Origin of the sequence: Comamonas sp. B-9, assembly GCF_000410635.1 — a bacterium.
Lineage (GTDB): Bacteria > Pseudomonadota > Gammaproteobacteria > Burkholderiales > Burkholderiaceae_C > Comamonas.
Genome location: NZ_KE148593.1, coordinates 1 through 23325, shown reverse-complemented (window position 1 = coordinate 23325; position 23325 = coordinate 1). Strand labels below are relative to the sequence as shown.

General features: G+C 65.1%; 22 protein-coding genes. 9 read left to right on the top strand and 13 right to left on the bottom strand.

The window, feature by feature from the left end; genetic code table 11:
- Positions 1-142: 142 nt before the first annotated feature.
- The 6 genes from H928_RS0114970 (at position 143) to dgoD (ending at position 6616) form a co-directional block, all read left to right on the top strand.
- Positions 143-1156, top strand: coding sequence for a TRAP transporter substrate-binding protein (locus H928_RS0114970; protein WP_021027239.1), 1014 nt, complete (start codon positions 143-145; stop codon positions 1154-1156).
- Between the two features lie 174 nt (positions 1157-1330).
- Positions 1331-1924 carry a TRAP transporter small permease gene (locus H928_RS0114965; protein ID WP_021027238.1) on the top strand — a complete coding sequence of 198 codons (594 nt, stop codon included), beginning with the start codon at positions 1331-1333 and terminating at the stop codon, positions 1922-1924.
- Positions 1921-3201: a TRAP transporter large permease gene (locus H928_RS0114960; protein WP_021027237.1), complete on the top strand. Its 1281-nt coding sequence runs from the start codon at positions 1921-1923 to the stop codon at positions 3199-3201. The genes H928_RS0114965 and H928_RS0114960 overlap by 4 nt, the downstream gene beginning before the upstream one ends.
- Positions 3202-3304: 103 nt before the next feature.
- Positions 3305-4330 (top strand): DctP family TRAP transporter solute-binding subunit, encoded by a 1026-nt coding sequence (locus H928_RS0114955; protein ID WP_027010977.1) that lies wholly within the window; start codon positions 3305-3307, stop codon positions 4328-4330.
- A 37-nt stretch (positions 4331-4367) separates the two neighbouring features.
- Positions 4368-5405 carry an L-idonate 5-dehydrogenase gene (locus H928_RS0114950; protein ID WP_021027235.1) on the top strand — a complete coding sequence of 346 codons (1038 nt, stop codon included), beginning with the start codon at positions 4368-4370 and terminating at the stop codon, positions 5403-5405.
- Positions 5406-5467: 62 nt separating this feature from the next.
- Positions 5468-6616, top strand: coding sequence for a galactonate dehydratase (dgoD, locus tag H928_RS0114945; RefSeq protein WP_021027234.1), 1149 nt, complete (start codon positions 5468-5470; stop codon positions 6614-6616).
- A gap of 45 nt (positions 6617-6661) precedes the next feature.
- Here the strand turns inward: dgoD and H928_RS0114940 are convergent, their stop codons facing one another.
- Positions 6662-7399 carry an SDR family oxidoreductase gene (locus H928_RS0114940; RefSeq protein WP_021027233.1) on the bottom strand — a complete coding sequence of 246 codons (738 nt, stop codon included), beginning with the start codon at positions 7397-7399 and terminating at the stop codon, positions 6662-6664.
- Between the two features lie 131 nt (positions 7400-7530).
- Here H928_RS0114940 and H928_RS0114935 point away from each other — a divergent pair, with 131 nt between their 5' ends.
- On the top strand, positions 7531-8421 hold the full coding sequence (locus tag H928_RS0114935; RefSeq protein ID WP_021027232.1) for a LysR family transcriptional regulator: 891 nt from the start codon (positions 7531-7533) through the stop codon (positions 8419-8421).
- A 153-nt stretch (positions 8422-8574) separates the two neighbouring features.
- Here the strand turns inward: H928_RS0114935 and fusA are convergent, their stop codons facing one another.
- The gene (gene fusA / locus H928_RS0114930) at positions 8575-10686 is read right to left on the bottom strand and encodes an elongation factor G (protein WP_021027231.1); all 2112 of its coding nucleotides are present in this window, start codon (positions 10684-10686) and stop codon (positions 8575-8577) included.
- 286 nt (positions 10687-10972) lie between these two features.
- Here fusA and H928_RS0114925 point away from each other — a divergent pair, with 286 nt between their 5' ends.
- Complete coding sequence (locus tag H928_RS0114925) at positions 10973-11314, top strand: helix-turn-helix transcriptional regulator (RefSeq protein ID WP_027010976.1); 342 nt, start codon at positions 10973-10975, stop codon at positions 11312-11314.
- Positions 11315-11374: 60 nt separating this feature from the next.
- The gene (gene queC, locus H928_RS0114920; RefSeq protein WP_027010975.1) at positions 11375-12076 is read left to right on the top strand and encodes a 7-cyano-7-deazaguanine synthase QueC; all 702 of its coding nucleotides are present in this window, start codon (positions 11375-11377) and stop codon (positions 12074-12076) included.
- 15 nt (positions 12077-12091) lie between these two features.
- Here queC and H928_RS0114915 read toward each other — a convergent pair whose 3' ends face one another.
- From H928_RS0114915 to H928_RS32395, 11 genes are all read right to left on the bottom strand, one after another.
- Positions 12092-13360, bottom strand: coding sequence for a glycosyltransferase (locus tag H928_RS0114915; protein ID WP_021027228.1), 1269 nt, complete (start codon positions 13358-13360; stop codon positions 12092-12094).
- Between the two features lie 26 nt (positions 13361-13386).
- Positions 13387-14817 carry a sigma 54-interacting transcriptional regulator gene (locus tag H928_RS28010; protein ID WP_052330014.1) on the bottom strand — a complete coding sequence of 477 codons (1431 nt, stop codon included), beginning with the start codon at positions 14815-14817 and terminating at the stop codon, positions 13387-13389.
- A 45-nt stretch (positions 14818-14862) separates the two neighbouring features.
- Positions 14863-16707 (bottom strand): TadG family pilus assembly protein, encoded by a 1845-nt coding sequence (locus H928_RS0114905; RefSeq protein ID WP_084635817.1) that lies wholly within the window; start codon positions 16705-16707, stop codon positions 14863-14865.
- 14 nt (positions 16708-16721) lie between these two features.
- Positions 16722-17225 carry a TadE/TadG family type IV pilus assembly protein gene (locus tag H928_RS28005; protein ID WP_021027225.1) on the bottom strand — a complete coding sequence of 168 codons (504 nt, stop codon included), beginning with the start codon at positions 17223-17225 and terminating at the stop codon, positions 16722-16724.
- On the bottom strand, positions 17222-17773 hold the full coding sequence (locus tag H928_RS0114895; protein ID WP_021027224.1) for a TadE/TadG family type IV pilus assembly protein: 552 nt from the start codon (positions 17771-17773) through the stop codon (positions 17222-17224). Before H928_RS0114895 ends, H928_RS28005 begins: the two co-directional genes overlap by 4 nt.
- Positions 17774-17796: 23 nt before the next feature.
- Positions 17797-18240, bottom strand: coding sequence for a DUF3613 domain-containing protein (locus tag H928_RS30200; RefSeq protein WP_084635816.1), 444 nt, complete (start codon positions 18238-18240; stop codon positions 17797-17799).
- A gap of 18 nt (positions 18241-18258) precedes the next feature.
- A complete protein-coding gene (locus tag H928_RS27995; protein WP_021027222.1) occupies positions 18259-19287 on the bottom strand; it encodes a lipopolysaccharide assembly protein LapB in 1029 nt (342 codons plus the stop codon).
- Positions 19288-19289: 2 nt separating this feature from the next.
- Positions 19290-20279 (bottom strand): type II secretion system F family protein, encoded by a 990-nt coding sequence (locus H928_RS0114880; RefSeq protein ID WP_021027221.1) that lies wholly within the window; start codon positions 20277-20279, stop codon positions 19290-19292.
- A 118-nt stretch (positions 20280-20397) separates the two neighbouring features.
- A complete protein-coding gene (locus H928_RS0114875; RefSeq protein WP_021027220.1) occupies positions 20398-21378 on the bottom strand; it encodes a type II secretion system F family protein in 981 nt (326 codons plus the stop codon).
- A complete protein-coding gene (locus H928_RS0114870; protein WP_021027219.1) occupies positions 21375-22700 on the bottom strand; it encodes a CpaF family protein in 1326 nt (441 codons plus the stop codon). Before H928_RS0114870 ends, H928_RS0114875 begins: the two co-directional genes overlap by 4 nt.
- Positions 22701-22708: 8 nt before the next feature.
- Positions 22709-23325 (bottom strand): hypothetical protein (locus H928_RS32395; protein ID WP_021027218.1); only part of this gene is annotated, 617 nt, incomplete at its 5' end.

Here is a 23325-nt window from a genome sequence, read left to right as displayed (position 1 = left end):
CCAAGTCCCCCTGCAGCAGCGCAGTGACCCCCTGGACGCAGACGCGCCTGGCCGATGGGAGCCTGCAGACCCCCTGATTCCCAGCATGCCGGGCCAGCAGCGCCGGCTTTTTTCGATTGACAACAAAGACGGAGACAGACAGATGACCACTCACTTCCAACTGCGCCGCATCGTGCTGGCCACCCTGGCGGCATCAGCAATGGGCGCTGGCGCCGCTTATGCTGAAGTCAAGGCCCGCGTGGGCCATGCGATGCCCGAGAGCCACCCGCAAGCCATTGCGATGAACAAGTTCGCCGAGCTCGCCTCCACCTACACCAATGGCAATGTCAAGGTGCAGGCCTACCACAGCGCGGTGCTGGGCAGCGATGAGAAGCAATTGCAGGCCGTGCAGGCCGGCACGCAGGATCTGTACATCGGCACCCTGGCGCCGCTGTCCTCGCGGGTCAAGGAAGTGCAGGTCTGGGATCTGCCCTTTATGTTCCGCAACTCGGCCGAGGTCTATGCGGTGCTCGATGGCGCCTCGTCCAAAAAGATTTTCGAGAAGATCGCACCGGCCAACCTGGTGGGCCTGACCTGGACCGGCATGGGCTTTCGCAACCTGTCCAACAGCAAGCACCGCGTGGCCAAGCCCGAGGATGTGAGCGGCCTCAAGATCCGTGTGATGACCAACCCGGTCGCGCTGGACACCTGGAAGACCCTGGGTGCCAACGCTACGCCGATGGCCTTTGCCGAGGTGTTCCCGGCGCTGGAGATCAAGGCCCTTGACGGCCAGGAGAACCCGCTCCAGCACATGTGGGCCAACAAGATGCAGGAAGTGCAGAAGTACATCACCATCACCAACCACGTCTACACGCCATCGGCCCTGGTCGCATCGAAGAAGTTCTGGGACAGCCTCTCGCCCGCCGACAAGGCCGGTGTGCAAAAGGCCGCGACCGAAGCGGGCCTGCTGCAGCGCAAGCTGCTCGACGAAGGCGACAGCCTGGCTGTCGAGAATTTCAAGAAGGCTGGCGTGACCGTGGACAGCATGCCCGCTGCCGAGCTGGCGCGCATGCAGGACAAGGTCAAGCCCGTGCTGGCCAAGTTCTCGCCGCAGATCGGTGATGAGTTCGTCAAGGGCTTCTTTGCCGAAATCGAGCAGGCGCGCAAGGCCCAGTAAGGCCCAGTAAGGCCCAGGAAGGGTATGGGCCCAGGCCGGCATAGGCTGGGTCCGCTCCCTGCATTTCTTCTCAAGGTTCTGGCAGCGCCCCATGGCGCGGCGCTGCCGGCTTAGATATACAAGCATTCAGGTGGCGGCACGGCACAAGGCCGCGCTGCCGGGAAAGGTGTTGCCATGGGCAAGGTACTCAAAATGCTCGCCGACGGGCTGACGCGCGCGCTGGAAATCGCCATGGTGCTGTGCATGCTGGTCATGCTGGTGATGGTGTTCGGCAATGTGATGCTGCGGCTGTTTTTCAATACCGGCATTGATCTGTCGGAAGAGGTGCCGCGCTTTGCCTTTGTGTGGCTGACCTTTCTGGGCGCCATCGTGGGCATGCGCAAGCGCGCCCATCTGGGGGTGGACCTGATGGTGCAGATGATGCCGCTGGTGGGCCGCCGCGTCTGCTGGGGCCTGAGCCAGGCCATCATGCTGCTGTGCTGTGTCTACATCGTCTACGGCACCTGGCTGCAGCACGACATCATCGCGGGCAATGCCTCGCCGGTGGCGCAGCTGAGCATGCTCTGGGTCTACGGCGTGAGCTATTTCACCGGGGCGGCCATTGGCTTTATCTGCCTGTCGAACCTGGTGCGTCTGGTGCTGGGCAAGGTGGCGGACTATGAGCTGATTGACGTGCAGGAAGAGGGCATGGAAGAGGCCCGCGAGGCCGAGCACGCCATGCAGGAGCAGACCCAATCGCAGGCCCGGTCCCAAGGAGGTCGCGCATGACCATCTTCATTTTTATCTCGTCGCTGCTGGGCCTGATGGCCCTGGGCATGCCCATTGCCTTTGCGCTGATCGGCTGCGGCCTCGCGCTGATGTACTACATGGGTTTTACCGATCCGCAGATCGTGGTGCAGAACATGTGGGATGGCGCCAACAGCTTCCCGCTGCTGGCCGTGCCCTTCTTCATGCTCGCAGGCGAGTTCATGAACGCCGGCGGCATGACGCGCCGCATCATCCACATGGCCATGGCCTGGATTGGCCATATCCGGGGCGGCCTGGGCTATGTGGCCGTTGGCGCCGCCGTGATCATGGCCTCGCTGTCGGGCTCGGCCGTGGCCGATACCGCGGCACTGGCCGCCGTGCTGGTGCCGATGATGCGCAAGGCCGGCTATGAGGTCAACCGCTCCTGCGGCCTGATCGCCTGCGGCGGTATCATCGCGCCGGTGATTCCGCCATCGATCGCGATGATTCTGTATGGCGTGACCGGTGGCGTGTCCATCACCAAGCTGTTCATCGCCGGCATTGTGCCGGGCCTGTTGATGGGGGTCGCGATCCTGTTGGCCTGGCGCTGGTGCATTGGCCGTGACCCGATCGTCACCGAGCCCAAGCGCAGCACTGCCGAGCGCCTGGCCGCCACACGCCAATCGCTGTGGGCGCTGGTGCTGCCCATCGTGATCATCGGTGGCCTGAAGTTCGGCTGGTTCACGCCGACCGAGGCCGCCGTCATGGCCGCGATGTACTCGCTGCTGGTGGGCATGTTTGTCTACCGCGAGATCAAGCTGAACCAGCTGTTTGCGCTGATCTACCGCGCCGCGGAGACCACGGCCATCATCATGTTCCTGGTGTCGGCCGCTGGCGTATCGGCCTGGCTGATCACCACCGCGAACATTCCGCAGCAGCTGGCCGCGCTGGTTGAGCCGCTGATGGACAACAAGATGCTGCTCACCTTTGCGCTGATGGTGCTGGTGCTGCTGGTGGGCACGGCGCTGGATTTCACGCCTACGGTGCTGATCATGACGCCTGTGCTGATGCCGGTGCTCAAGCAGGCGGGCATCGACCCGGTCTACTTCGGCGTGCTGTTCATCATGAACAATGCCATTGGCCTGGTCACCCCTCCGGTGGGCACCGTGCTCAATGTCGTCTGCGGGGTCGCCAAGATACCGATGAGCGGTGCCATCAAGGGCGTGATTCCGTTCATGGTGGCCCAGACGATCGTGATGTTCCTGCTCGTGGTGTTCCCGCAGATCGTCATGTGGCCGCTGGAGATGATGAGCCGCTAAGCCTCAAACCGTCACCCCAAACCCATTCATTGAAGAGCCTTGGGCGCTTGCCAGCAGCAAGCGCCAAGGGCGGGCTTTGCCCAAAAAAGACAAGGAGCCGACCATGAAACTGATTCCACGCCGCAGCCTCGTTGCAGGCCTGGCCTGCGCCACCCTGGCGGTGCTGGGCCTGGCGCCCGCGCAAGCCCAGGAGGGCAAGCGCGCACGCCTGGGCCATTCTTTTGCCGATTCGCACCCCCGCGCCATCGCGATGAAGCAGTTTGCTGCCGATGTCGCCAAGTCCACCGATGGCAAGGTGCAGATCGATGTGTACAGCAGCGCCACCTTGGGCAGCGAAGACAAGATGCTGATTGCAGTGCAAAGCGGCACGCAGGACCTGTACATGGGCGCGCTCTCGCCCATCGCCGCGCGCAAGAAGGCGCTGCAGATTTTTGACTTTCCGTTTCTGTTTGCCAGCGATGCCGAGGCCGCCCATGTGCTCGATGGCCCGGTGGGCCGCCAGATGCTTGACGGCATTGCCGATATGAAGATGCGCGGCCTGGTCTGGGCGGGCGGTGCCTTCCGCAATATGTCCAACAGCAAGCGGCCGCTGGCGACCTTGGCCGATATGAAGGGCCTGCGCGTGCGCGTGATGCAAAGCCCGATGGCGCTGGCCAGCTTCAATGCGATGGGCATGAACGCCGTGCCGATGGCCTTCTCCGAGGTCTACCCGGCGCTGGAGATCAAGGCACTCGATGGCTATGAGCACCCGGTGGTCGACATGTATGCCAACAAGATGTACGAGGTGCAGAAGTACCTGACCATCACCAACCATGTCTACACGCCCGTCGCGCTGATCGCGTCCGAGAAATGGTGGTCGGGCCTGACCCCCGCGCAGCAGCAGGCTGTGCAGCAGTCTGCCGAGAAGGCCCGCACCCTGCAGCGCAGCGAAGAGCTGCGCCAGGCTGGCGAGGTGGTCGCACAGCTCAAATCGCATGGCATGCAGGTGGGCGAGATGCCGCCGGCCGAGCTGGAGAAGATCCGCGCGGCAGTGCAGCCGGTGATCGACAAGAACCAGGCGACCGTGGGCCAGGAGTTTGCCCAGTCGTTTTATGCAGCGCTCGCCAGCTACCGCAAAACCAAGCCTTAAGCCTCTCACTTATCCAAGCCAATTAGGAACTTCTGATATGGAAGCGCTTGTTATCCACGCACCCGGCGATCTGCGGGTGCAATCCGTCCCCGCGCCTGCGCCCGGGCCTGGCCAGATGCTGGTGCGGGTGCGCTGCGGCGGCATCTGCGGCTCTGACCTGCATTACTACCAGCACGGCGGCTTTGGCACGGTGCGCATCAAGGAACCGATGGTGCTGGGCCATGAGGTCTCGGGTGTCATCGAATCGGTAGGCGCCGAGGTGACGGGCTTTGCTGCCGGCCAGCGCATTGCAGTCAGCCCCAGCTGGCCTTGCGGCCAGTGCCGCTTTTGCCAGATGGGCCTGCAAAACCACTGCCTGGACATGCGCTACTACGGCAGCGCGATGCGCACGCCCCATGTGCAGGGTGCGTTTCGCCAGCAGATCGTCATCGAGTCGCACCAGGCCCATCTGCTGGCCGCGCAGGTGAGCGACGCCGAAGGCGCCATGGCCGAGCCGCTGGCAGTTGCCCTGCACGGCGTGCAGCGGGCAGGCCCCCTGCTGGGCCGCAAGGTGCTGGTGACGGGATGCGGGCCGATTGGTGCGCTGGCCATCATTGCCGCGCGCCGCGCAGGCGCCGCGCACATTGTGGCCACCGACATGAGCGCGCACCCGCTGGCCAAGGCCTTGCAGGTGGGCGCCGATGAGGTCGTGCATGTGGGCGAGTCGCCCGATGGCCTGGCCCGCTACGCAGCCGACAAGGGCCAGTTCGATGTGCTGTTCGAGGCCAGCGGCAACCCGCATGCCTTGCGCGGTGCCTTCGATGTGCTGCGCCCGCGCGCCACCATCGTGCAGCTGGGCCTGGCCGGTGCCGAGATGACCCTGCCGATCAACACGCTGGTGGCCAAGGAATTCGACTGGCGCGGCTCCTTCCGCTTTCATGAGGAGTTCGCCACTGCGGTGGCCCTGCTCAACAAGGGCCTGGTCGATGTGAAGCCGCTGATCTCCGCCACCTTGTCCTACCGCGATTCGGCCCGCGCCTTTGCGCTGGCGGCCGACCGCTCGCAGGCGATGAAGGTGCTGCTGGACTTTGAGTGAGCCCCCGCACCAGCCCCAGTCACCACTGCTGATTCCCACCCCCATTTTTCTCAGTTCGTCCCATGAAAATCGTCAAGCTCACCACCTTTATCGTGCCACCGCGCTGGTGCTTTCTCAAGATCGAAACCGACGAGGGCATCGTTGGCTGGGGCGAGCCGGTGGTTGAAGGCCGCGCCCACACGGTGGCCGCAGCCGTCGAGGAACTCTCCGACTACCTGGTGGGCCGCGACCCGCGCAATGTGCAGGACCTGTGGAATGTGATGTACCGCGCCGGCTTCTACCGGGGGGGGCCGGTGATGATGAGCGCCATTGCCGGCGTGGACCAGGCGCTGTGGGACATCAAGGGCAAGGCGCTGGGTGTGCCGGTGCATGAGCTCTTGGGCGGCAAGGTGCGCGACCGTATCCGCGTCTACTCCTGGATCGGGGGTGACCGTCCGGCAGATACGGCCGCGCAAGCGCAAGCGGCCGTCGCCCGAGGCTTTACCGCCGTCAAGATGAACGGCACCGAGGAGATGCAGTACATCGACAGCCATGCCAAGGTGGAGCAGGCCGTGGCCAATGTCGCGATGATCCGCGAGTCGGTGGGCAAGCACATCGGCATTGGCGTGGACTTCCACGGCCGGGTACACAAGCCCATGGCCAAGGTGCTGATGCGCGAGCTGCGCGACTTCAACCTGATGTTCATCGAAGAGCCCGTGCTCAGCGAGCACCTGGAGGTGATCCCGGAGCTGGCTGCCATTGGCGCCGCTCCGATCGCGCTGGGCGAGCGCCTCTATTCGCGCTGGGATTTCAAGCGCGTGTTTGCCCAAGGCGGTGTCGACATCATCCAGCCCGACCCCTCGCATGCTGGCGGCATCACCGAGACCTGCAAGATCGCCGCGATGGCCGAGGCCTACGATGTGGCGGTGGCCCTGCATTGCCCGCTGGGGCCGATTGCGCTGGCCGCCAACCTGCAGATCGATGCGGTCTGCTACAACGCCTTCATCCAGGAGCAAAGCCTGGGCATCCACTACAACCAGGGCAATGACCTGCTCGACTATGTGCACAACCGCGATGCCTTTGACTACCAGGACGGCTATGTCGCGATGCCCGGCGGCCCTGGCCTGGGCATCGAGGTGAACGAGGCCTATGTGGTCGAGCGCGCCAAGGAGGGCCACCGCTGGCGCAACCCGGTATGGCGCCATGCCGACGGCAGTGTGGCAGAGTGGTGAGGCCAGGCGCCTCAACCCGGGTGTCTTGCCGGGTGGGGCGGCGGTTTAAGCAATGCCGCCATTGGCGCGCAGCACCTGCCCGTTGATCCAGCCCGACTCCTTGCTGGCCAAAAAGGCGACTACGGCCGCGATGTCCTCTGGCTCGCCCAGGCGCTCCAGCGGCGGCATCTTGGCAAAGTGCTCAATTTGCGCCTCGCTCTTGCCGGCAAAGAACAGCTCGGTGGCGACCGGGCCGGGAGCGACCGCGTTGACGGTGATCTGGCGGCCGCGCAGCTCCTTGGCGAACACGCGGGTAAAGGCCTCGACGGCGGCCTTGCTGCCGTTGTAGATCGCGTAGCCGGGCAGGTTCAGTGCCAGCGCGGTGGTCGAGAGGTTGATGATGCGCCCGCCTGCGTTGAGGCGTGTGGCCGCTTCGCGCAGCGTGTTGAACACGCCCTGGGTGTTGATCGCAAAGGTCTTGGCAAACAGCGCGTCACTGGTCTCGGCCAGGGTGCTGGTGGCGAGCACACCGGCGTTGTTGACGAGCACATCAATCTGGCCCAGTTGCTGCTCGACGGTGCTGAACATCGCCTGCACCTGGTCAGCCTGCGAGATATCGGCACGGATGGCCATCGCCTGGCCACCTTCTTGCGTCAGCGCCTGGGCCAGTGCTTCGGCCTCTTGCGCGTTGTTGGCGTAGTTGATGGCGATGGCATGGCCGTCCTGGGCCAGGCGGCGGGCAATGGTGGCACCGATTCCGCGCGATGCGCCGGTGATCAGGGCAATGGATGTGGGCTTGGTCATGTCTGCTTTCCTGTCGTTGATCGAATGGCTGGATTTTTCACTATTCCATTCAAAAGATCATTGTGCTGATTTGAATTTTATAATTCGGTTTACTTTAATAATATGCGCCGCATTGGATTGGCGTTGTTGCGATGGACCGCTTTCAGGAAATGCAGGTATTTGTGCGGGTGGCCGACCGCAGCAGCTTTGCGCAGGCGTCGGACGATCTGCAGATTCCGCGTGCCACGGTAACCAACCTGGTCCAGCGGCTGGAAGCGCGGGTGGGCGCGCGCCTGCTGGACCGCACCACGCGCCAGGTGCGGCTGACGGCCGAAGGCGAGGACTACTACCGCCGCTGCACCCGGCTGCTGGCCGATCTGCAGGAGGCCGAGAGCGCCTTTCGCCACGCGCCGCCGCAGGGCCTGCTGCGGGTCAACCTGCAGGGCACCTTGGCGCGCTTTTTTGTGATGCCCCATCTGGGCGCGTTTGCGGAGCAGTACCCTGAGGTACAGCTGCACATGGCCGAGGACGACCGGCTGGTGGACCTGGTGCGCGAAGGGGTGGACTGCGTGCTGCGGGCCGGCAGCCTGCAAAGCTCGTCGCTGATCGGGCGCCAGGTGGCGTCGCTGCGCCAGGTGACGGTCGTCAGCCGGGCCTATGCCGAGCGCCACGGCCTGCCGCAGTCACTCGATGACCTGGCGCAGCATGCCGCTGTGGCCTATGTCTCCAGCGCCACGGGCCGGCCGGTGGCGCTGGAGTTTTGCGTGGGCAAGCAGGTGGTGGAGCGGCGGCTCAAGCCCAGCATCACCGTCAACGGCGCCGATCTGTACACCGGCGCAGCCATGGCGGGCTTGGGGATGGTGCAGGTGCCGCGCTACCGCATTGCGCAGGCGCTGGAGGACGGCGATCTGCTGGAGGTGCTGCCCGATCTGCCACCGCCGCCGATGCCGGTGTCGGTGCTGCACCCCTACAGCCGCCAGCCGTCGGCGCGGCTGCGGGTGTTTATTGACTGGCTGGCAGAACGCTTTGTAGATGTGACTTAGTGGCGCCTTGGGTGGAGCCGAAAGGCAAGGCAGCCCAGCGATCTGGCCGGGCACTTGCGCGAGTGCATGCGGACAGCGGACCAAAAAACAGGCCCACAGCCTGGTGGGCGGTGGGCCTGGGTTCAGCCAGCAGCAGCTGGCATCTCTGGTCGCTTAGCGGTTGGAGCGGGTTGCAATGCCGGCCACCACATGGGCAGGCGCTTCGGTGTAGCGCTTGAACTCCATCGTGTAGGTGGCGCGGCCCTGCGTCATCGAGCGCAGCTGCGTCGCATAGCCAAACATCTCGGACAAGGGGACCTCGGCCTTGATGCTCTTGCCGCCACCGGCGATGTCGTCCATGCCCTGCACCATGCCCCGGCGCGATGACAGGTCGCCCATCACCGTGCCGGCATAGTCCTCGGGCGTTTCAACCTCGACGGCCATCATCGGCTCCAGGATGACCGGGTTGGCCTTCTTCATGCCTTCCTTGAAGCCGAAGATGGCCGCCATCTTGAAGGCCTGCTCGGACGAGTCCACATCGTGGTACGAACCAAAAGTGAGGCGCACGCGCACATCCACCACCGGGTAGCCGGCCAGAACGCCGCTCGCCAGCGCCTCGCGCACACCTTTCTCCACGGCCGGGATGTACTCGCGTGGCACCACGCCGCCCTTGATCTCGTCAACAAACGCAAAGCCTTCGCCGGACGCCATCGGCTCCAGCGTGAAGACCACATGGCCATACTGGCCCTTGCCGCCCGACTGGCGCACAAACTTGCCGTCCACATCCTTGACCGTGTTGCGGATGGTCTCGCGGTAGGCCACCTGGGGCTTGCCCACATTGGCCTCCACATTGAACTCCCGCTTCATGCGGTCCACGATGATCTCCAGATGCAGCTCGCCCATGCCGGCGATGATGGTCTGGCCCGATTCCTCATCGGTGCGCACGCGGAACGACGGATCCTCGGCGGCCAGACGCGACAGCGCAATGCCCATCTTTTCCTGGTCGGCCTTGGTCTTGGGCTCGATCGCTTGCGCAATGACGGGCTCAGGAAAGGACATGCGCTCCAGGATGATGGGCGCGCTCGGGTCGCTCAAGGTCTCACCGGTCGTCACCTCTTTGAGGCCCACGCAGGCAGCAATGTCGCCGGCGCGGATCTCGTCGATTTCCTGGCGCTCATTGGCATGCATCTGCACGATGCGGCCAATGCGCTCCTTGCGGCCCCGGATCGGGTTGTAGACCAGGTCACCCTTGCTGAGCACGCCCGAGTAGACACGCACAAAGGTCAGCTGGCCCACAAAGGGATCGGTCATCAGCTTGAAGGCGAGGGCAGAGAACTTCTCGCTGTCGTCCGCGCGGCGCGTGAGCACCGTGCTGTCGTTCTCGTCTTCGCTGTGGCCAGTCACCGCAGGCACATCCAGCGGCGACGGCATGAGCTCGACCACGGCGTCCAGCAAACGCTGCACACCCTTGTTCTTGAAGGCCGAGCCGCACAGCATGGGCTGGATCTCGGTGGCAATCGTGCGCAGGCGCAAGCCGGCAATGATGTCGGCCTCGGGCAGGTCACCATCGCTCAGGTACTTGTCGGTCAGCGCTTCGCTCGCTTCGGCAGCCGCTTCCACCATCTTGGTGCGCCACTCCTGCGCCGTGGCCTGCAGCTCGGCGGGGATCTCCCGGTACTCGAACTGCATGCCCTGCGAGGCCTCGTCCCAGATGATGGCCTTCATCTTGATCAGGTCGATCACGCCAGAGAACTCGGCCTCGGCGCCGATCGGAATCACGATGGGCACGGGGTTGGCTTTCAAGCGGTCCACCATCATCTGGCGCACGCGGAAGAAGTCCGCACCAATGCGGTCCATCTTGTTGACAAAGGCCAGGCGTGGCACCTTGTACTTGTTGGCCTGGCGCCAGACGGTTTCGGACTGCGGCTGCACGCCGCCCACCGAGTCATAGACCATGACGGCGCCGTCGAGCACACGCATGGAGCGCTCGACCTCGATCGTGAAGTCCACGTGACCGGGGGTGTCGATGATGTTGATGCGGTGGGCCGCAAAGTTGCGTTCCATGCCCGACCAGAAGGCCGTTGTTGCGGCCGAGGTGATCGTGATGCCGCGCTCTTGCTCCTGGGCCATCCAGTCCATCGTGGCGGCGCCATCATGCACCTCGCCCAGCTTGTGGCTCACCCCGGTATAGAACAGGATGCGCTCGGTCGTCGTGGTTTTTCCGGCATCGATGTGCGCAGAGATGCCGATGTTGCGATAGCGTTCTATGGGGGTATGGCGGGCCATGTTGACCTCCTTGGGTCGGTTTTTCAGCCGGATTCAGCTGCGTGTTACAGCCCTGTGCGCTCCCACTTTGCGACATCCGGCATCCTCTCAGAGGCGCCGGCACAGGGCCAGAAAAGAGCAATATTAATAGTACGAAGACAGTCGTACTGTCGTCATGGGTATTGCCCGATTGGGGACAATAGCGTTCATCGTGCTGCCAGTGCTGCAGACCCAGGCAGAATGGCGCCCTTTGGCAATGAACCGGCTATTGCAGCCGATGCGCGCCTCTTTGGCGCATGGACCCCGGATGATCCCTCACCACCCTGAAGCTGCGCAGATCCATTTGGAAAATGTGCTCACCGCCCTGGGCAACCCCACACGCCTGGCGGTCGTGCGTGTGCTGGCAGATGGCCAGGAGCGCAGCTGCACGGCGCTTTTGCGCGACCAGACCAAGTCGACGATGACGCACCACTGGCGCGTGCTGCGCAGCAGCGGCGTGATCTGGCAGCGCCCTGCCGGGCGCGAGAACCTGTTGTCGCTGCGGCGCGAAGACCTCGATGCCCGCTTTCCCGGCCTGCTCGACGCGATACTCTCGGCCACGCGCAGCGACGCGCTGACCGATGCCAGCACGGCCTGGGGCGGGCGCTGAGTCTGGCCCCTGCCAACACAAGCCTGGTTTTTTGATTTTTGATGGATGGAGAAGCGCAGCATGCAAGACGCCAAGGCGCTGGTACTTTTTTCGGGTGGACAGGATTCCACCGTCTGCCTGGCTTGGGCCTTGAGCCGCTATGCCCAGGTCGAAACGATTGGCTTTGACTACGGCCAGAACCACCGGGTCGAGCTGGAATGCCGCAGCACCGTGCTGGCTCACTTGCGCGCGCAGTTCCCGCAGTGGGCGGCAAAGCTGGGGGAGGACCACCTGCTCCATATCGATGTGCTCGGCCAGATCAGCGATACGGCGCTGACCCGTGATGCCGCGATGGCCTACCAGGCCGATGGCCCGCCCAATACCTTTGTGCCGGCGCGCAACCTGGTGTTCCTGACCCTCGCCTCTGCGGTGGCCTACCGCCGCCAGTGCACGGTGCTGGTGGGCGGCATGTGCGAGACCGACTTCTCCGGCTACCCCGACTGCCGTGACAACACGATGAAGGCCATGCAGGTGGCGCTGAGCCTGGGCCTGGGCCGGCAGCTGGTGGTAGAGACCCCCCTGATGTGGATCGACAAGGCTGCTACCTGGCAGCTGGCGCAGGACCTGGGCGGCGACGCCTTGACCGCGCTGGTGCAGGAAGACACCCACACCTGCTACCAGGGCGACCGCAGCGAGCGCCATGACTGGGGCTATGGCTGCGGCGAATGCCCGGCCTGTGCGTTGCGCGCGCAGGGCTTCGCGCGTTGGAAGCAAGCGGCCTAAACAACAGCGCTGGTATCAGCGCGGCGCCACCAGCTGCGCCTTGCGGTTGGCCATTGCCCGCGCAAACAGCGCCATAAAGCGGGGCGCCACCTTGGCGATATGGTAGGCCTTGCCGGTCTCCAGCGCAGCCTGGGCATAGCGCTGGCGCCGGGCCGGGTCACGGCGCAGCTGCCGTATCGCCTCGATCCAGTCGTCGTCGTTGTCGGGCAGCAAAAGGCCGTTGACGTTGTGGGCAATCAGCTCGGGCGCAAAGCCCCAGTTGGAGCCAATCACGCAGCCCCCGCGCGCCAGGATCTCCATCAGCCCCCAGTTGGCCACGCCATAGCGCAGCGGGTAGAGGAAGAGATCGACCTCGGCCAGCAGCGCCGAGAACTGGTCATAGGGCAGGTGGCCGGGGAACTCGATCACATCGGCGGCGGGGTAGACCTTGAGCAGGTGGTCGCGAAAGCTTTCCACCTTGCCGCCATAGCGCCGCTCCACCCACTGCTGCTCATAGCCGTAGGTGGAGGCCTTGGCATCACCGATGGCGATAAAGCGGGTGTTGTGGCCATCGCCTTCGCGCACCATGCGGTCCACCAGCCGGATATAGGTCTCAAAACCCTTGGCGCTCGAGAGATCGCGCGCCGAGAACGCGATGGTGAAAGGCTTTTGGGTATCGTCCGCTGCATCACCGGCAGCGCCAAAATCCCGCAGCGGCGGCTGGATATCAAAGCCCTCGAACTGCACCGCAATCCGGTCCTGCAGCAGCGGCGGGAACATCGAGCGCGCATAGGCGCTGGGCACGATGGTCAGGTCGCTGCACAGCACCTGGTGGAAGCTCAGCATCTCGGTGTTGCGGTCACCCAGGCGCTGGGCCTGGTCCGGCGGGTAGGCGGCATCCCAGCCATGGGCCAGGTAGCTGGGGAACTCGATATAGCTGATGATGGCGGCTTGCAGCTCGCCATAGAGCCAGTTGGGCGCGCCCCAGAGCGAATGGGCCACCACCACATCGATCTTGCGGCCCTGGGCGGCTTCAAAGTCTTCCAGCGCCTTGAGCACGCCCCGGCAGATGCGCGCCGAGCGCTCGACCTTGTCCGAGTAGTAGTAGCTCTGGGGGCCGACGATCAGGCCATCGGGCTGGAAGGACAGCAGGTGGTCGCAGTGCTTTTCATGGTTGGCCTTGTGGCCGGGCGTGGTCATGAACCAGGCATCTGCGATGCCCTGGGCACGCAGGTGGCTGCACAGCAGGCTGTACTGGCTCGGGTAGACCGCGCCTACAAAAACGATCAGGGGTTTGTCTGTCATGGTCGGCAAGGGCTCGGCGTCAAGGGTCACAGGGGCAGGTGGTCATTGGGCTGCGCGGCGGCCGGTGCCAGGGGCACGAGTGGCTCACCGTCCGAGATCTGGTATTTGCGCATCTTCTCCCACAGCACCTTGCGGCTGATGCCCATCTGCTGGGCAGTGTTCTGGCGCTTCCAGCTATTGGCATGCAGCGCTTCGATGATGCGGTTGCGCTCTTCCTGGTCCCAGTTGCCGCGCTCGGCCAGCAGCGGTCCGGCCGCATGGGATTCCAGCGGAAAGGTCGCCGCCGACAGGCTCTGGGCCTGCAGCAGCAGGCGATCGGTGGCGCCGCCGGCATGCCAGTCCTGGGTCTGGCGGGCGGCCACGCCAATGCGCTCTGCCAGATTGCGCAGCTCGCGCACATTGCCGGGGAAGTACATCTGCGCAATCGCGTCGAGGATGAACATCGGCGGCCCACCCAGGCGCTCCATCATCTCCTCGCCCACCACCTTGCGCAGGATGCTGTTGAAGATGGCCAGCTTGTCGGCCTCGCCCCGCTCTTCGAGGCTGGGCATCTGCAGCTCGATCACCGCCAGGCGAAAGAACAGATCGGCGCGGAAGCGCCCGGCATGCACCAGCTCGCGCAGCGATTTGTTGGTGGCCGCCACCAGGCGAAAATCCAGCGCCACTGGCGATGTGGCGCCCAGCCGGGTGACCGTGCGCTCTTCGAGCACGCGCAGGAGCTTGACCTGCTGGTAGAGCGGCAGATCGGCGATTTCGTCGAGAAACAGGGTGCCGCCGTTGGCCTGCTCAAAAAAGCCCTTGTGCGCCGTCACCGCACCGGTGAACGAGCCTTTGGCATGGCCAAAGAACAGCGACTCAAAGAGGCCGTCGGGGATCGCGCCGCAGTTGACCACGACAAAGGGCCCCTGGCCGTAGTGCGTGTTGCGTTCATGCAGGCGTTCGGCCACGCGTTCCTTGCCGGTGCCCGTCTCGCCAAAGATCAGCACGCTGTGCTCGCAGTCGGCAAAGGTGTCCACATCGCGCAGCAGGGCCAGCATGCACTCGGCCTCGGCGATGATGTCGTCGCCCCGCGGCTGCTTGTGCTTGGTGCTTTGCAGCCGCCGCACAATGCGCACCAGCATCGCGCGCAGCTCAGCGCCGGTAAAGTCAAAGGGCAGCACATGGGAGTACTCGGTGGCATAGGTGCCCGGCCCTTCGCCACGCGGCTTGGCGCTGACCCACAGCACCGGCATGCCGCCAAAATTGCCCTCGATCCCCTGGCGCGTAAAGCGCGCACCTTCCAGCACCGACACACTCACCACGGCAATGGCGTTGCCCCCCTGCGCCACCACGGGCGACAGGTTCAGGCCATCGGCGCGCACCACGTCCACATCCAAGTTGACCATGCAGCGCTCCACGCGCTCTGCAATGTCCGCTTGGCCTTCCCAGACGTAGATGACCAAATCGTTCTGATTCACGTTCTATTCCCTCGGTTCTTCATGTCGCTGCGCTCACTCCTGTCTTCATTGCACGATCTGGGCGGTATCGCACTGGATGCCCAGCAAATCCACGCTGGCGCGGCCCAGCTCGATGCCCAGGCCCTGCAGCAGCAGGTCCAGTGCGCTGCCAATGGTGTTGAGCAGGGGCGCTAGCAGGGCGCTCACCACCGTGACGATCACATTGAGCAGCGCATTGAGGCCGCCGAGCAAACCGCCCAGCAGCCCCCCGAGCAGGCCGCCCAGCACGCCGTAGTACTCGGCGTTCTGCACATCGCCCACCAACGCGGGCACCTGCTTCAACAGATTGCTGACCGTCGTGCCCAGGCGCAGCCCATTGGGGCCGCTGGAGCGCTCCACGTCCACCTGCATGCCCACCAGGCATTCGTCCACATTGCTGCTGTTGTAGGGGCAGGCCTGGGCATTGGGCGGCGATGTGTAGCTGGCGCCTTGCAGCAGCGATGTGGACAGTTTGCTTTGCACGCGCAGACCGCCCAGCAGGTTCAACAGGTTCAGGTCCACCAGCTCGGTCTTTTGGCAGATGCCATTGGCATTCAACTGGCCGATGCAGACATCACCAATCGCCGAGCGCACGGAGATATTGGCCCGCCGGTCATTGCGGGCTGGTGTGCACTGGATGGCTTCGAGCGTGCCGGTGCTGCGCACCAGATCGACTTGAATGGGGATGTGCACGCGGATACCCAGCAGGTTGCCCAGCAGTGCGGTCAGCAGGCCGGGCGTGCTGACATTCTTTTGCTCACCAATGTTGACGGTCAGTCGCACCTGGGCGCTGCGCGCCTTGGTCTGGCCATTGGCCGGGCCGATGGCATTGCGTGGTGGCTCCACCACGGTGAGGTTGGCGTCCAGAATGCCCGGCAGCCCCAGGCCCAGTGCCACGCTGTTGGTGCCGTTGGCAGCGACCAAGTGGGTGCGCACCAGGTCGCCCAGGCCAATAGCAGCGTCGAGCCCCGCGCCGATGGGCGAGGCAGCGCCCCCTGCGGAGATCACGGCCAGCAGGCCCTTGTCACCGCCCAGTGGCAGTTTGATGTTGGCAAGCTGAAAGGCCGCCAGGTAGGCGCGCAGATCGACCAGCGCAGCAATGTCGACGCCGGCATTGAGCAGGCTGTCGCTGCCGGCATTGATTGCCGCGTCGATCAGGTCGATCACCGAGGCATTCACATTGGCCAGGTCATTGGGGGTGAGCAGCGCCAGGTCGTTGACGCCAATGGGCAGGCCCAGCACCTTGAGCAGGCCCGAGGGCGTGATCTTGGCATTGGCGATGCCGTCCTTGTCGAGGATGGTGAGCCGCTGGATATCCAGCCCCACCAGCGCGGTGATGCGGCCCAGCAGGCCGTTGTTGTTGAAGCGCAGCAGCTGCGAGCCGATCGAGAACGCTGCCACCGGCTCGCTGTCCTTGGCGGCGGTCGCAGCCGCTGCCACCAGGCGCGAGCCCACAAAGGGCAACAGCTGCAGCACCTCGCCTTGCAGCTGCACGCGCACTGCGTTCATCGGGCTGCTGCCCAGGCCAAAGCGCAGCGCATCGGCCTTGCTGCTGTCCCAGTGGCCGCAGTCGATGCGGCGCTGCTCATTGTCCAGCGACAGGCGCAGCTGGGTGGTCACGCTTTGGTTGGCTGCCGCCTGGCCGAGCCCGCAGGTGGCCGAGTTGCCATAGGTGATGGCATTGACCGCTTCGAGCGCAGCCACATCGGCGATGCGCTGCAGATCGCGTTTGGCGTAGTACATATAGCCAATCTGCACGGTGCCCAGCAAGGTGACCAGCACCGCGGCGAGCAGCGCAAACTGCAGCAGCACGGCGCCGCGCTGGGCCAAGGGCAGGGCGCGTTGGGGGGATGGGGGGCTACAGGCAGACATGGTGCAGATCCTCCTTACAGCAGCGATGCAAAGTGCACCACGCTTTTTTCATAGAGCTGCCGGGGCTCGGTGACCCACACGCCCTGCGTACCAAACAGCGGCGCGAGCTGGTAGCGCAGCTCAAAGCTGGCGCTGCCGGTGCCCGTGCTGGGGCAGGCCGCTTGCCACTGGATGGGGCTGACCGTGAGCTGGTCGGCCACCGTGCCGGGGACGTCACTGCGCTCCAGGCTGGAGCGCACCGATTGCAGCACCCGCAGCTGGATGGTGGCGCGGTTGGCTGCAGCCTGCGTGGGGTGGCAGGGGTCGCTGACCCCCGCTGCCAGCACGCCCAAAATGGCGCGTGCGCCATCCCCTGCTGCCCGCGTGAGCGACTGCTGCGCCTGGAATGCGCGCCAGTACACCGTCAGGCCCAGCAGCATGACGATCATGAAGACCGCAATCAGCGCGAACTCGATGGCCGCGACGCCACGCTGTGGTCCCAGTGCGCCCGCGCGGCGGCTGGTGCAGCAGTGCTTCATAGCATCCTCCTGTCCACCAACAAGCTGGCCTGGGCCTGCAGGCTGGCCGGCAGTACGAGACCCAGCCCGGGGATCGCCGGCGCAATCGCGCCCTGGCGGTAGTTGGCAATGCGGTAGCTGACCAGCACCAGGCATGGGGTCTCGATATTGCAGTCGAGCGCCGGATTGAGCGCAGTGTCCTGGTTGCAGGCGGTGTCTGCCAGGTGGCAAAGGGTGAAGTCGATATCGCCTTCGGCGGGCCGCAGCTCAGCGGGCAGCCAGCTGAGCGCATTGGCCGTGGTGCGGCGCGCCTGCAAGCTGCGGAAGGCCCAGGTGGGCGGGTTGCTGCCAATGATCGTGGAGCTGGGGTAGCGCAGTGCCGCCCGGGCCCCTTCTTCGACCGCGTACTGCATCGATTGGCGTACCAGGAAGGTAAGGCCATAGCAGACGATGCCATAGAGCAGCACAAAAAACACCGGGAAGATGATCGCCCACTCCAGCGCATACACGCCGCGCTGCTGGCGCGAACGCCTGCAGCGGTGCATGAACGGGGTGGGGTGCGGGCGCATGGCGGGCTCCTGGGCGGCCAGTGTTACTGCTTCACATCCATGCCGGTCTCAAAGCGCTCGGGGATCTTGGTCTCAAAGCTCTTGAGGTAGCGCTGGTAGCTGCGGCTGGCCTGCTCGCCATCAATGGCGCGGGGGTGTACGCCGGGCGATGCGGTCTGCATGGCCAGCAGGCGCTCGGTGGCGTTGCCGATGATGATCGGGCGGCTGCGCCAGATGACGGGGTTCTCCAGCGAAGGATTGCTGTTCTCCGTGGCCAGCGGGATATAGGGCTGCGTGGCGGGCGAGGCGCGCTCGGGGATATCTACCACGGGGGCTTGCCGTGTCATCTCCAGGCTGGGCACCTCGGCTTCGACCGATGCCACGGCGCGGCTGGATTCGGCACGCACGGCGGTGACCGAGAACCCCGCACAAGCAGCAAGGCCCAGCAGCACGGAACGCCAGGTGGGGAGAGAAAGAGGCTGAGACATGGGGGACTCCTGGTGGTGCTAAGGCACGATGGGGCGTGCCGGGGTATCGGTGATGTGCGGGCTGCCGTTGCCGGCGGCTGTACTGCGCAAGGCCGTGGGCACGGCAGGCCCAGGGCCGGCAGCAGGCCCTGCGGATGGCGTTGCAGCCGGCGCTGCGATTGGCTCTGTAGCCGCAGCTGGAAGCGGGCTGGCCGCAAGTGCTGCGCCGTCCACCAAGGGCGCCGCCGCAGCCGGTACTGGCGCTGGCAACTCGCCCCCATTGCGCCGGCGCATGGCGGTCTGCACCGTCTGCAACTGCGCTTGCAGGGTCTGCATCGAGTTCGCATCAATCAGCGCGGGCACATTCTTGGCGGCGGGCTGGCTCAGGCGCTGCAGCAGTTGCGAGGCCTGTGCCTTCTGGCCGCTGGCCATCAGGTAGAGGGCCAGGTTCAGCTGCACCCGGGCATTGCCCGGCGCCAACTGCGCCGCCTGCAACACTGGCAGATGGGCGGCCTCGGTCTGGCCATCGAGCATATGGGCGTAGGCCAGGTCGCTCAGCACATCGGCATCGATGGGGTTGATCTGGCGCGCCATCTCCAGCTGCGCAATGGCGTTGGGGTACTGGGCCTGGCTGGCATACAGCAGGCCCAGGCCGCGCCGCGCACGGGCCACGGTGCTGCTGTCGGGGTCTGCCAGCAGGGCCTGGTAGCCTTGCTCAGCCAATGGGCCCTGGCCGGTATTGCGCAGTGCATCGGCGCGCATCAGCCGGATCTGCGGCTGGCTGCCGTACTGGCGCTCAAAGGCCTGCGTGTGCGCCAGCGACGCATACCACTGGTTGGCCTGCTGCATCTGGCGAATCAGGTTCAGATAGGTTTGCTGCGGGTCGATCTGTGTCAGCTGCGCGGCTTTTTCCATTTGCTGCTGGGCTTGGGCTGCCGTGCTTTGTTCGGCGGCGCCATAGCCTTGCGGGCCTTTGGAGGCGCAGCCGGTCAGCAGCGCAGCGGCCAGTGCGAGTAGCGGCGTTGTCAACGTATAGCGGTATCGGGTGTTGCGGAAGTCGCGGTGCATGCTTATTTCCCTCCCATGGCTGACAGTGAGCGGATCACGGCGGTAAAGCCGGGCCCTGCAGTGATCACGATCAGCGCTGGCAATAGTGTGAGCACCATGACGCCGGTCATCTTGACGGTGATGGCACCGATCTTTTCCTTGAAATTGGCCTGGCGCTTTTCACGCAGGCGCAGGCTGAACTCGCGCAGTGGTTCTTGCACGGCGCCGCCATGCCGGTCCACCTGCACCAGCAGATTGACCACGGCGCTCATGTCGTCGTCCGCGCCCAGCATCGCCAGGCGCTGCAGCGACTGCTCACGCGTACGGCCCGAGCTGTAGAGCCGATTGGCCAGGCCCAACTCGGCGCTCAGCACGCGCAGCACACTGCCAAATTCAGAGGCCAGAATATGCAGGCTCTGGTCAATGCTCAGGCCCACGCCCTGCAGCAGGCGCAGCAGGTCAACAAACAGTGGTAGCTCCTCGACCACTTGCTTGCGCCGGTTATTGGCCTTGGAGCGCAAGTACCACTTGGGCAGCATCAGGCCCAGTCCAAAAGCCACAAAGGCATAGGCCAGGGCCTTGGGGCCCTGCGGCTGCAGGAGCAGCAGCAACAGCGCAGGCAGCACCAGGCACAGAACGGTACGGGAGGCGACAAATACCAAGCCACCGCGCGCCATCTCGATACCAGCCTGCTCCATCAGTTTGCGGTCTTCGTCAGCAAACAATGCCTTGGACAGTCCGCTGTCCAGCCAGGCTGGGCGCTTGAGCCGGTCAATGACATGCTGAGCGGCATCCTGGTCTGCTTGCGATGAGGTGCTGGGTAGCGGCTGAAGACCGGGCATCGGGAATGGCTGTATGACGCCCGCTGCTGCCTCCCGCTGCTGCAGCAGTTGCGCCACGCGATGCTGGGCACGGGCGGCACGGTGTTCGCGGCGCAGCAGCAGCACGGCCAGGAGCCCCAGGCCCAGACCCGCAAGTGCCAGGCTGGCAATCCACAGGGGCTGGCTGTTCATGGCTGGCCTCCCAGGCCGTAAGAGCCCATGCACCCAAGGCCAGCCATAAGCGCTGCGCCTGCCTGTGCAGCAGGTGGAAGGTCGCAAAGCATGGTTTGCATGTTCATCTCTGGTCTCCTTACCTCAGACGTGCCAGGCGATACAGCAAAAACGAGCCAAACACCTCCAGCCCCGCTGCGGCAAAAATCATCTTCTGGCCGGTGCCGTCGTTCCACATGCGCATGAAGTAGCCCTGGTTCAGCAGCATGATCAAGGTGCCGACAATGATGGGCAGCAAGGCCAGCACCCAGGCGGACAGGCGCACCTCGGCCGACAGCGCATGCAGTTCGCGCTCGGCCGATTGGCGGTCGCGGATATAGGCGGACACACGTTCGAGCACCTGGTCCACCCGGCCGCCGTAGCGCGTGCTCATGCGGAAGACGGCCGCGAGCAGCCCGAACTCGGCCAGCTTCCAGGTGCGCTCCAACTGGGTCATCGCCTGGCCCAGGTCGGGCGAGACGCTCAGGGACGCATTGACATGCTGCAAGGCGCTGCCCAGCGGCTCGGGCACATTGCCGCTGGCAAACTGGAAGGCGGCATGGGGCGAGTTGCCGATGGAGATCAGGCGCACCATATTGTCCAGAAAGCCCGGCAGCAGCGAGAGCATCTTGGCGCGGCGCTTGCTCACCCGGTGCCAGATGCCAAACCAGGTCAGCAGCGCATAGACGGCCAGCACCATCAGACCCAGCAAAGCACCTGCTTGCAGTGCCACCAGAAACGCGAGTAACAGCCCGAGCCCGGCGATCATGACCAGGCCGCGCGGGCTGATGCCCCAGGCGCCATAGCCCAGATGGTCATACAGCCATTGCCGCGCTGAGGCCGAGGGCGTGAGCGCAGCAGGCAAGGCTGCAGAAGCTCTGGGGTCGGCTGCCATGCCGGGCATCGGTGCGGCGGCAGAAGGGGCCAGCAGATCGCGCTGGATATCGCGGCTGCGCTGCATATGGCCGGCAATCGATTGCCGGGCCTGCTGCTGGCGCGCACGGGAGAACAGCCACAGCGCCAGGGCCAGCAGCGCGCAGGCGAGGGCGGCGATGACCAGGACGGCGGGGTGGAGGTTCATCGTTGTCCTCCGCTGCTGCCCGCCTGCTGCTGGCCCCGCCACCAGGCCAGCAATTTGGGCGAATGCGGCGAGATGCCCATGGAGACCCACTGGTCCTGTTCCTGGCCGTCGGGGCCGGTCTGGGCCTCGTAGCGGTAGAGCTCCTGGGTGGAGATCATGTTGTCGGTCATGCCAGTCACCTCGGTCAGTGACAGCAGGCGCCGGCGGCCGTTGGAGAGGCGGCCGATCTGCACGATAAAGTCCACCGCATTGGCAATCTGGCGGCGCAGGCTCACTTCGCTGCCCTGAAAGCCGGCAAAGCCGGCCAGCATCTCGGCGCGGTAGAGGCATTCGCGCGGCGAGCTGGCATGGATGGTGCCCATCGAGCCATCGTGGCCGGTGTTCATCGCCTGGAGCAGCTCCAGCACTTCGCCGCTGCGCACTTCGCCGACGATGATGCGGTCGGGCCGCATGCGCAGGCTGTTGACCAGCAGGTCGCGGATGCTCACATGGCCCGAGCCATCGAAGCTGCCCGGGCGGCTCTCCAGCCGCACCACATGGCTGTGGTTCAGGGCCAGCTCGGCGGTGTCCTCGATGGTCACAATGCGCTCGTTGCTCGGGATAAAGCTGGCCAGGGCGTTGAGCAAGGAGGTCTTGCCCGAGCTGGTGCCGCCGCTCACCAGGATGTTGCAGCGTGCCTTGACGGCCATCTCCAGAATGCGGCAGATGTCTTCGCTGAAGCTGCCCAGCTCGACCAGGTCTTTGGGTGTGAGCGGGTCCTTGCGGAACTTTCGGATCGAGACCGTGGGGCCGTCGATGGCCAGCGGGCCGATGATCACATTGATACGGCCGCCATCGGGCAGGCGGGCATCGACCATGGGGCTGGATTCGTCCAGGCGCCGCCCCAGCGGCGCCAGAATGCGCCGCACGATGCGCAGCACATGCTCGTCGTCCTTGAAGTGCGAGGCCTCGCGCTCGAGCATGCCGCCGCGCGAGACATAGATGTCGCGGTAGCCATTGATGAGGATGTCCTCGACGCGCGCATCTTCCAGGAGCGGCTGCAGCGGGCCCAGGCCGGTGAGCTCACGGCTGAGCGCCTCGGCCACCTGGCGGGCTTCCTGCTCATTGACCGGTACCGCATGCAGGCGGATAAAACTGTCGAGCTCGAGCTTCACAAACTGCGCAATCGCCGCCTGGGACCAGCGGCCAAACTCCGCCCCCAGCTCCTCGATGCGGCTGAGCAGGTGCTCATAGGCATGGTTCTTGAGATCGGCAAGCAGCTGGGCATGCTGCAGGTTCTCGCTGGCAGCGGCGGCGGAGGTGGTGTAGTCCGTGGTCGTCATGGTGGTTTTCAGTGTCCGCGCAGGCGCTGGAGAAGGTGTTGCAAGGGACCGACCGCGCCGCTGCGGTGGCCCACACGCTGTGGATGGTGCGCGGCCAGCAGCTGGTCGGCGAGCTGGCCGACCGCCTTCACATAGGGCTCGCTGCGGCGCTGCGCCTGCAGCAGCAGGCCCCGGTTGACCTCCTGCATCAGTGGCCGGCGGCGCTCGGGAATGCTGCCAAGCAAGGGCAGTTGCAGCTGCGCCGCCATGTGGCTGGCCGCCAGCTCCAGCCGGCTGTCATGGCGGTTCACGATCAGCTCGATGCGCTCGGGCGCGATGCCGATGGCCTGCAGTTGCTGCATGAGCTCGGCCGTCCAGACCACGCTGGCCACGCTCTGGTCGCAGACCAGCCAGATCTGGCTGGCCTGGGGCAGCACCTCGGCCATCACCGGCAGGGGCGTGTCGGCGCCCAGGTCCAGCACCAGGTGCTCAAAATACTGGCCCAGGCGCTGGACCAGCGCGTCGATCTCTCCGGCCGCTGGCAGCGCGGCATGGCGGGGCATGGTCAGCAGCCGCAGGCCGCTGGGGTGGCGCGACAGTGCGCTGGCCGCCATGCGCTTGTCCAGGCGCCGCTGCTGGCTGAGCG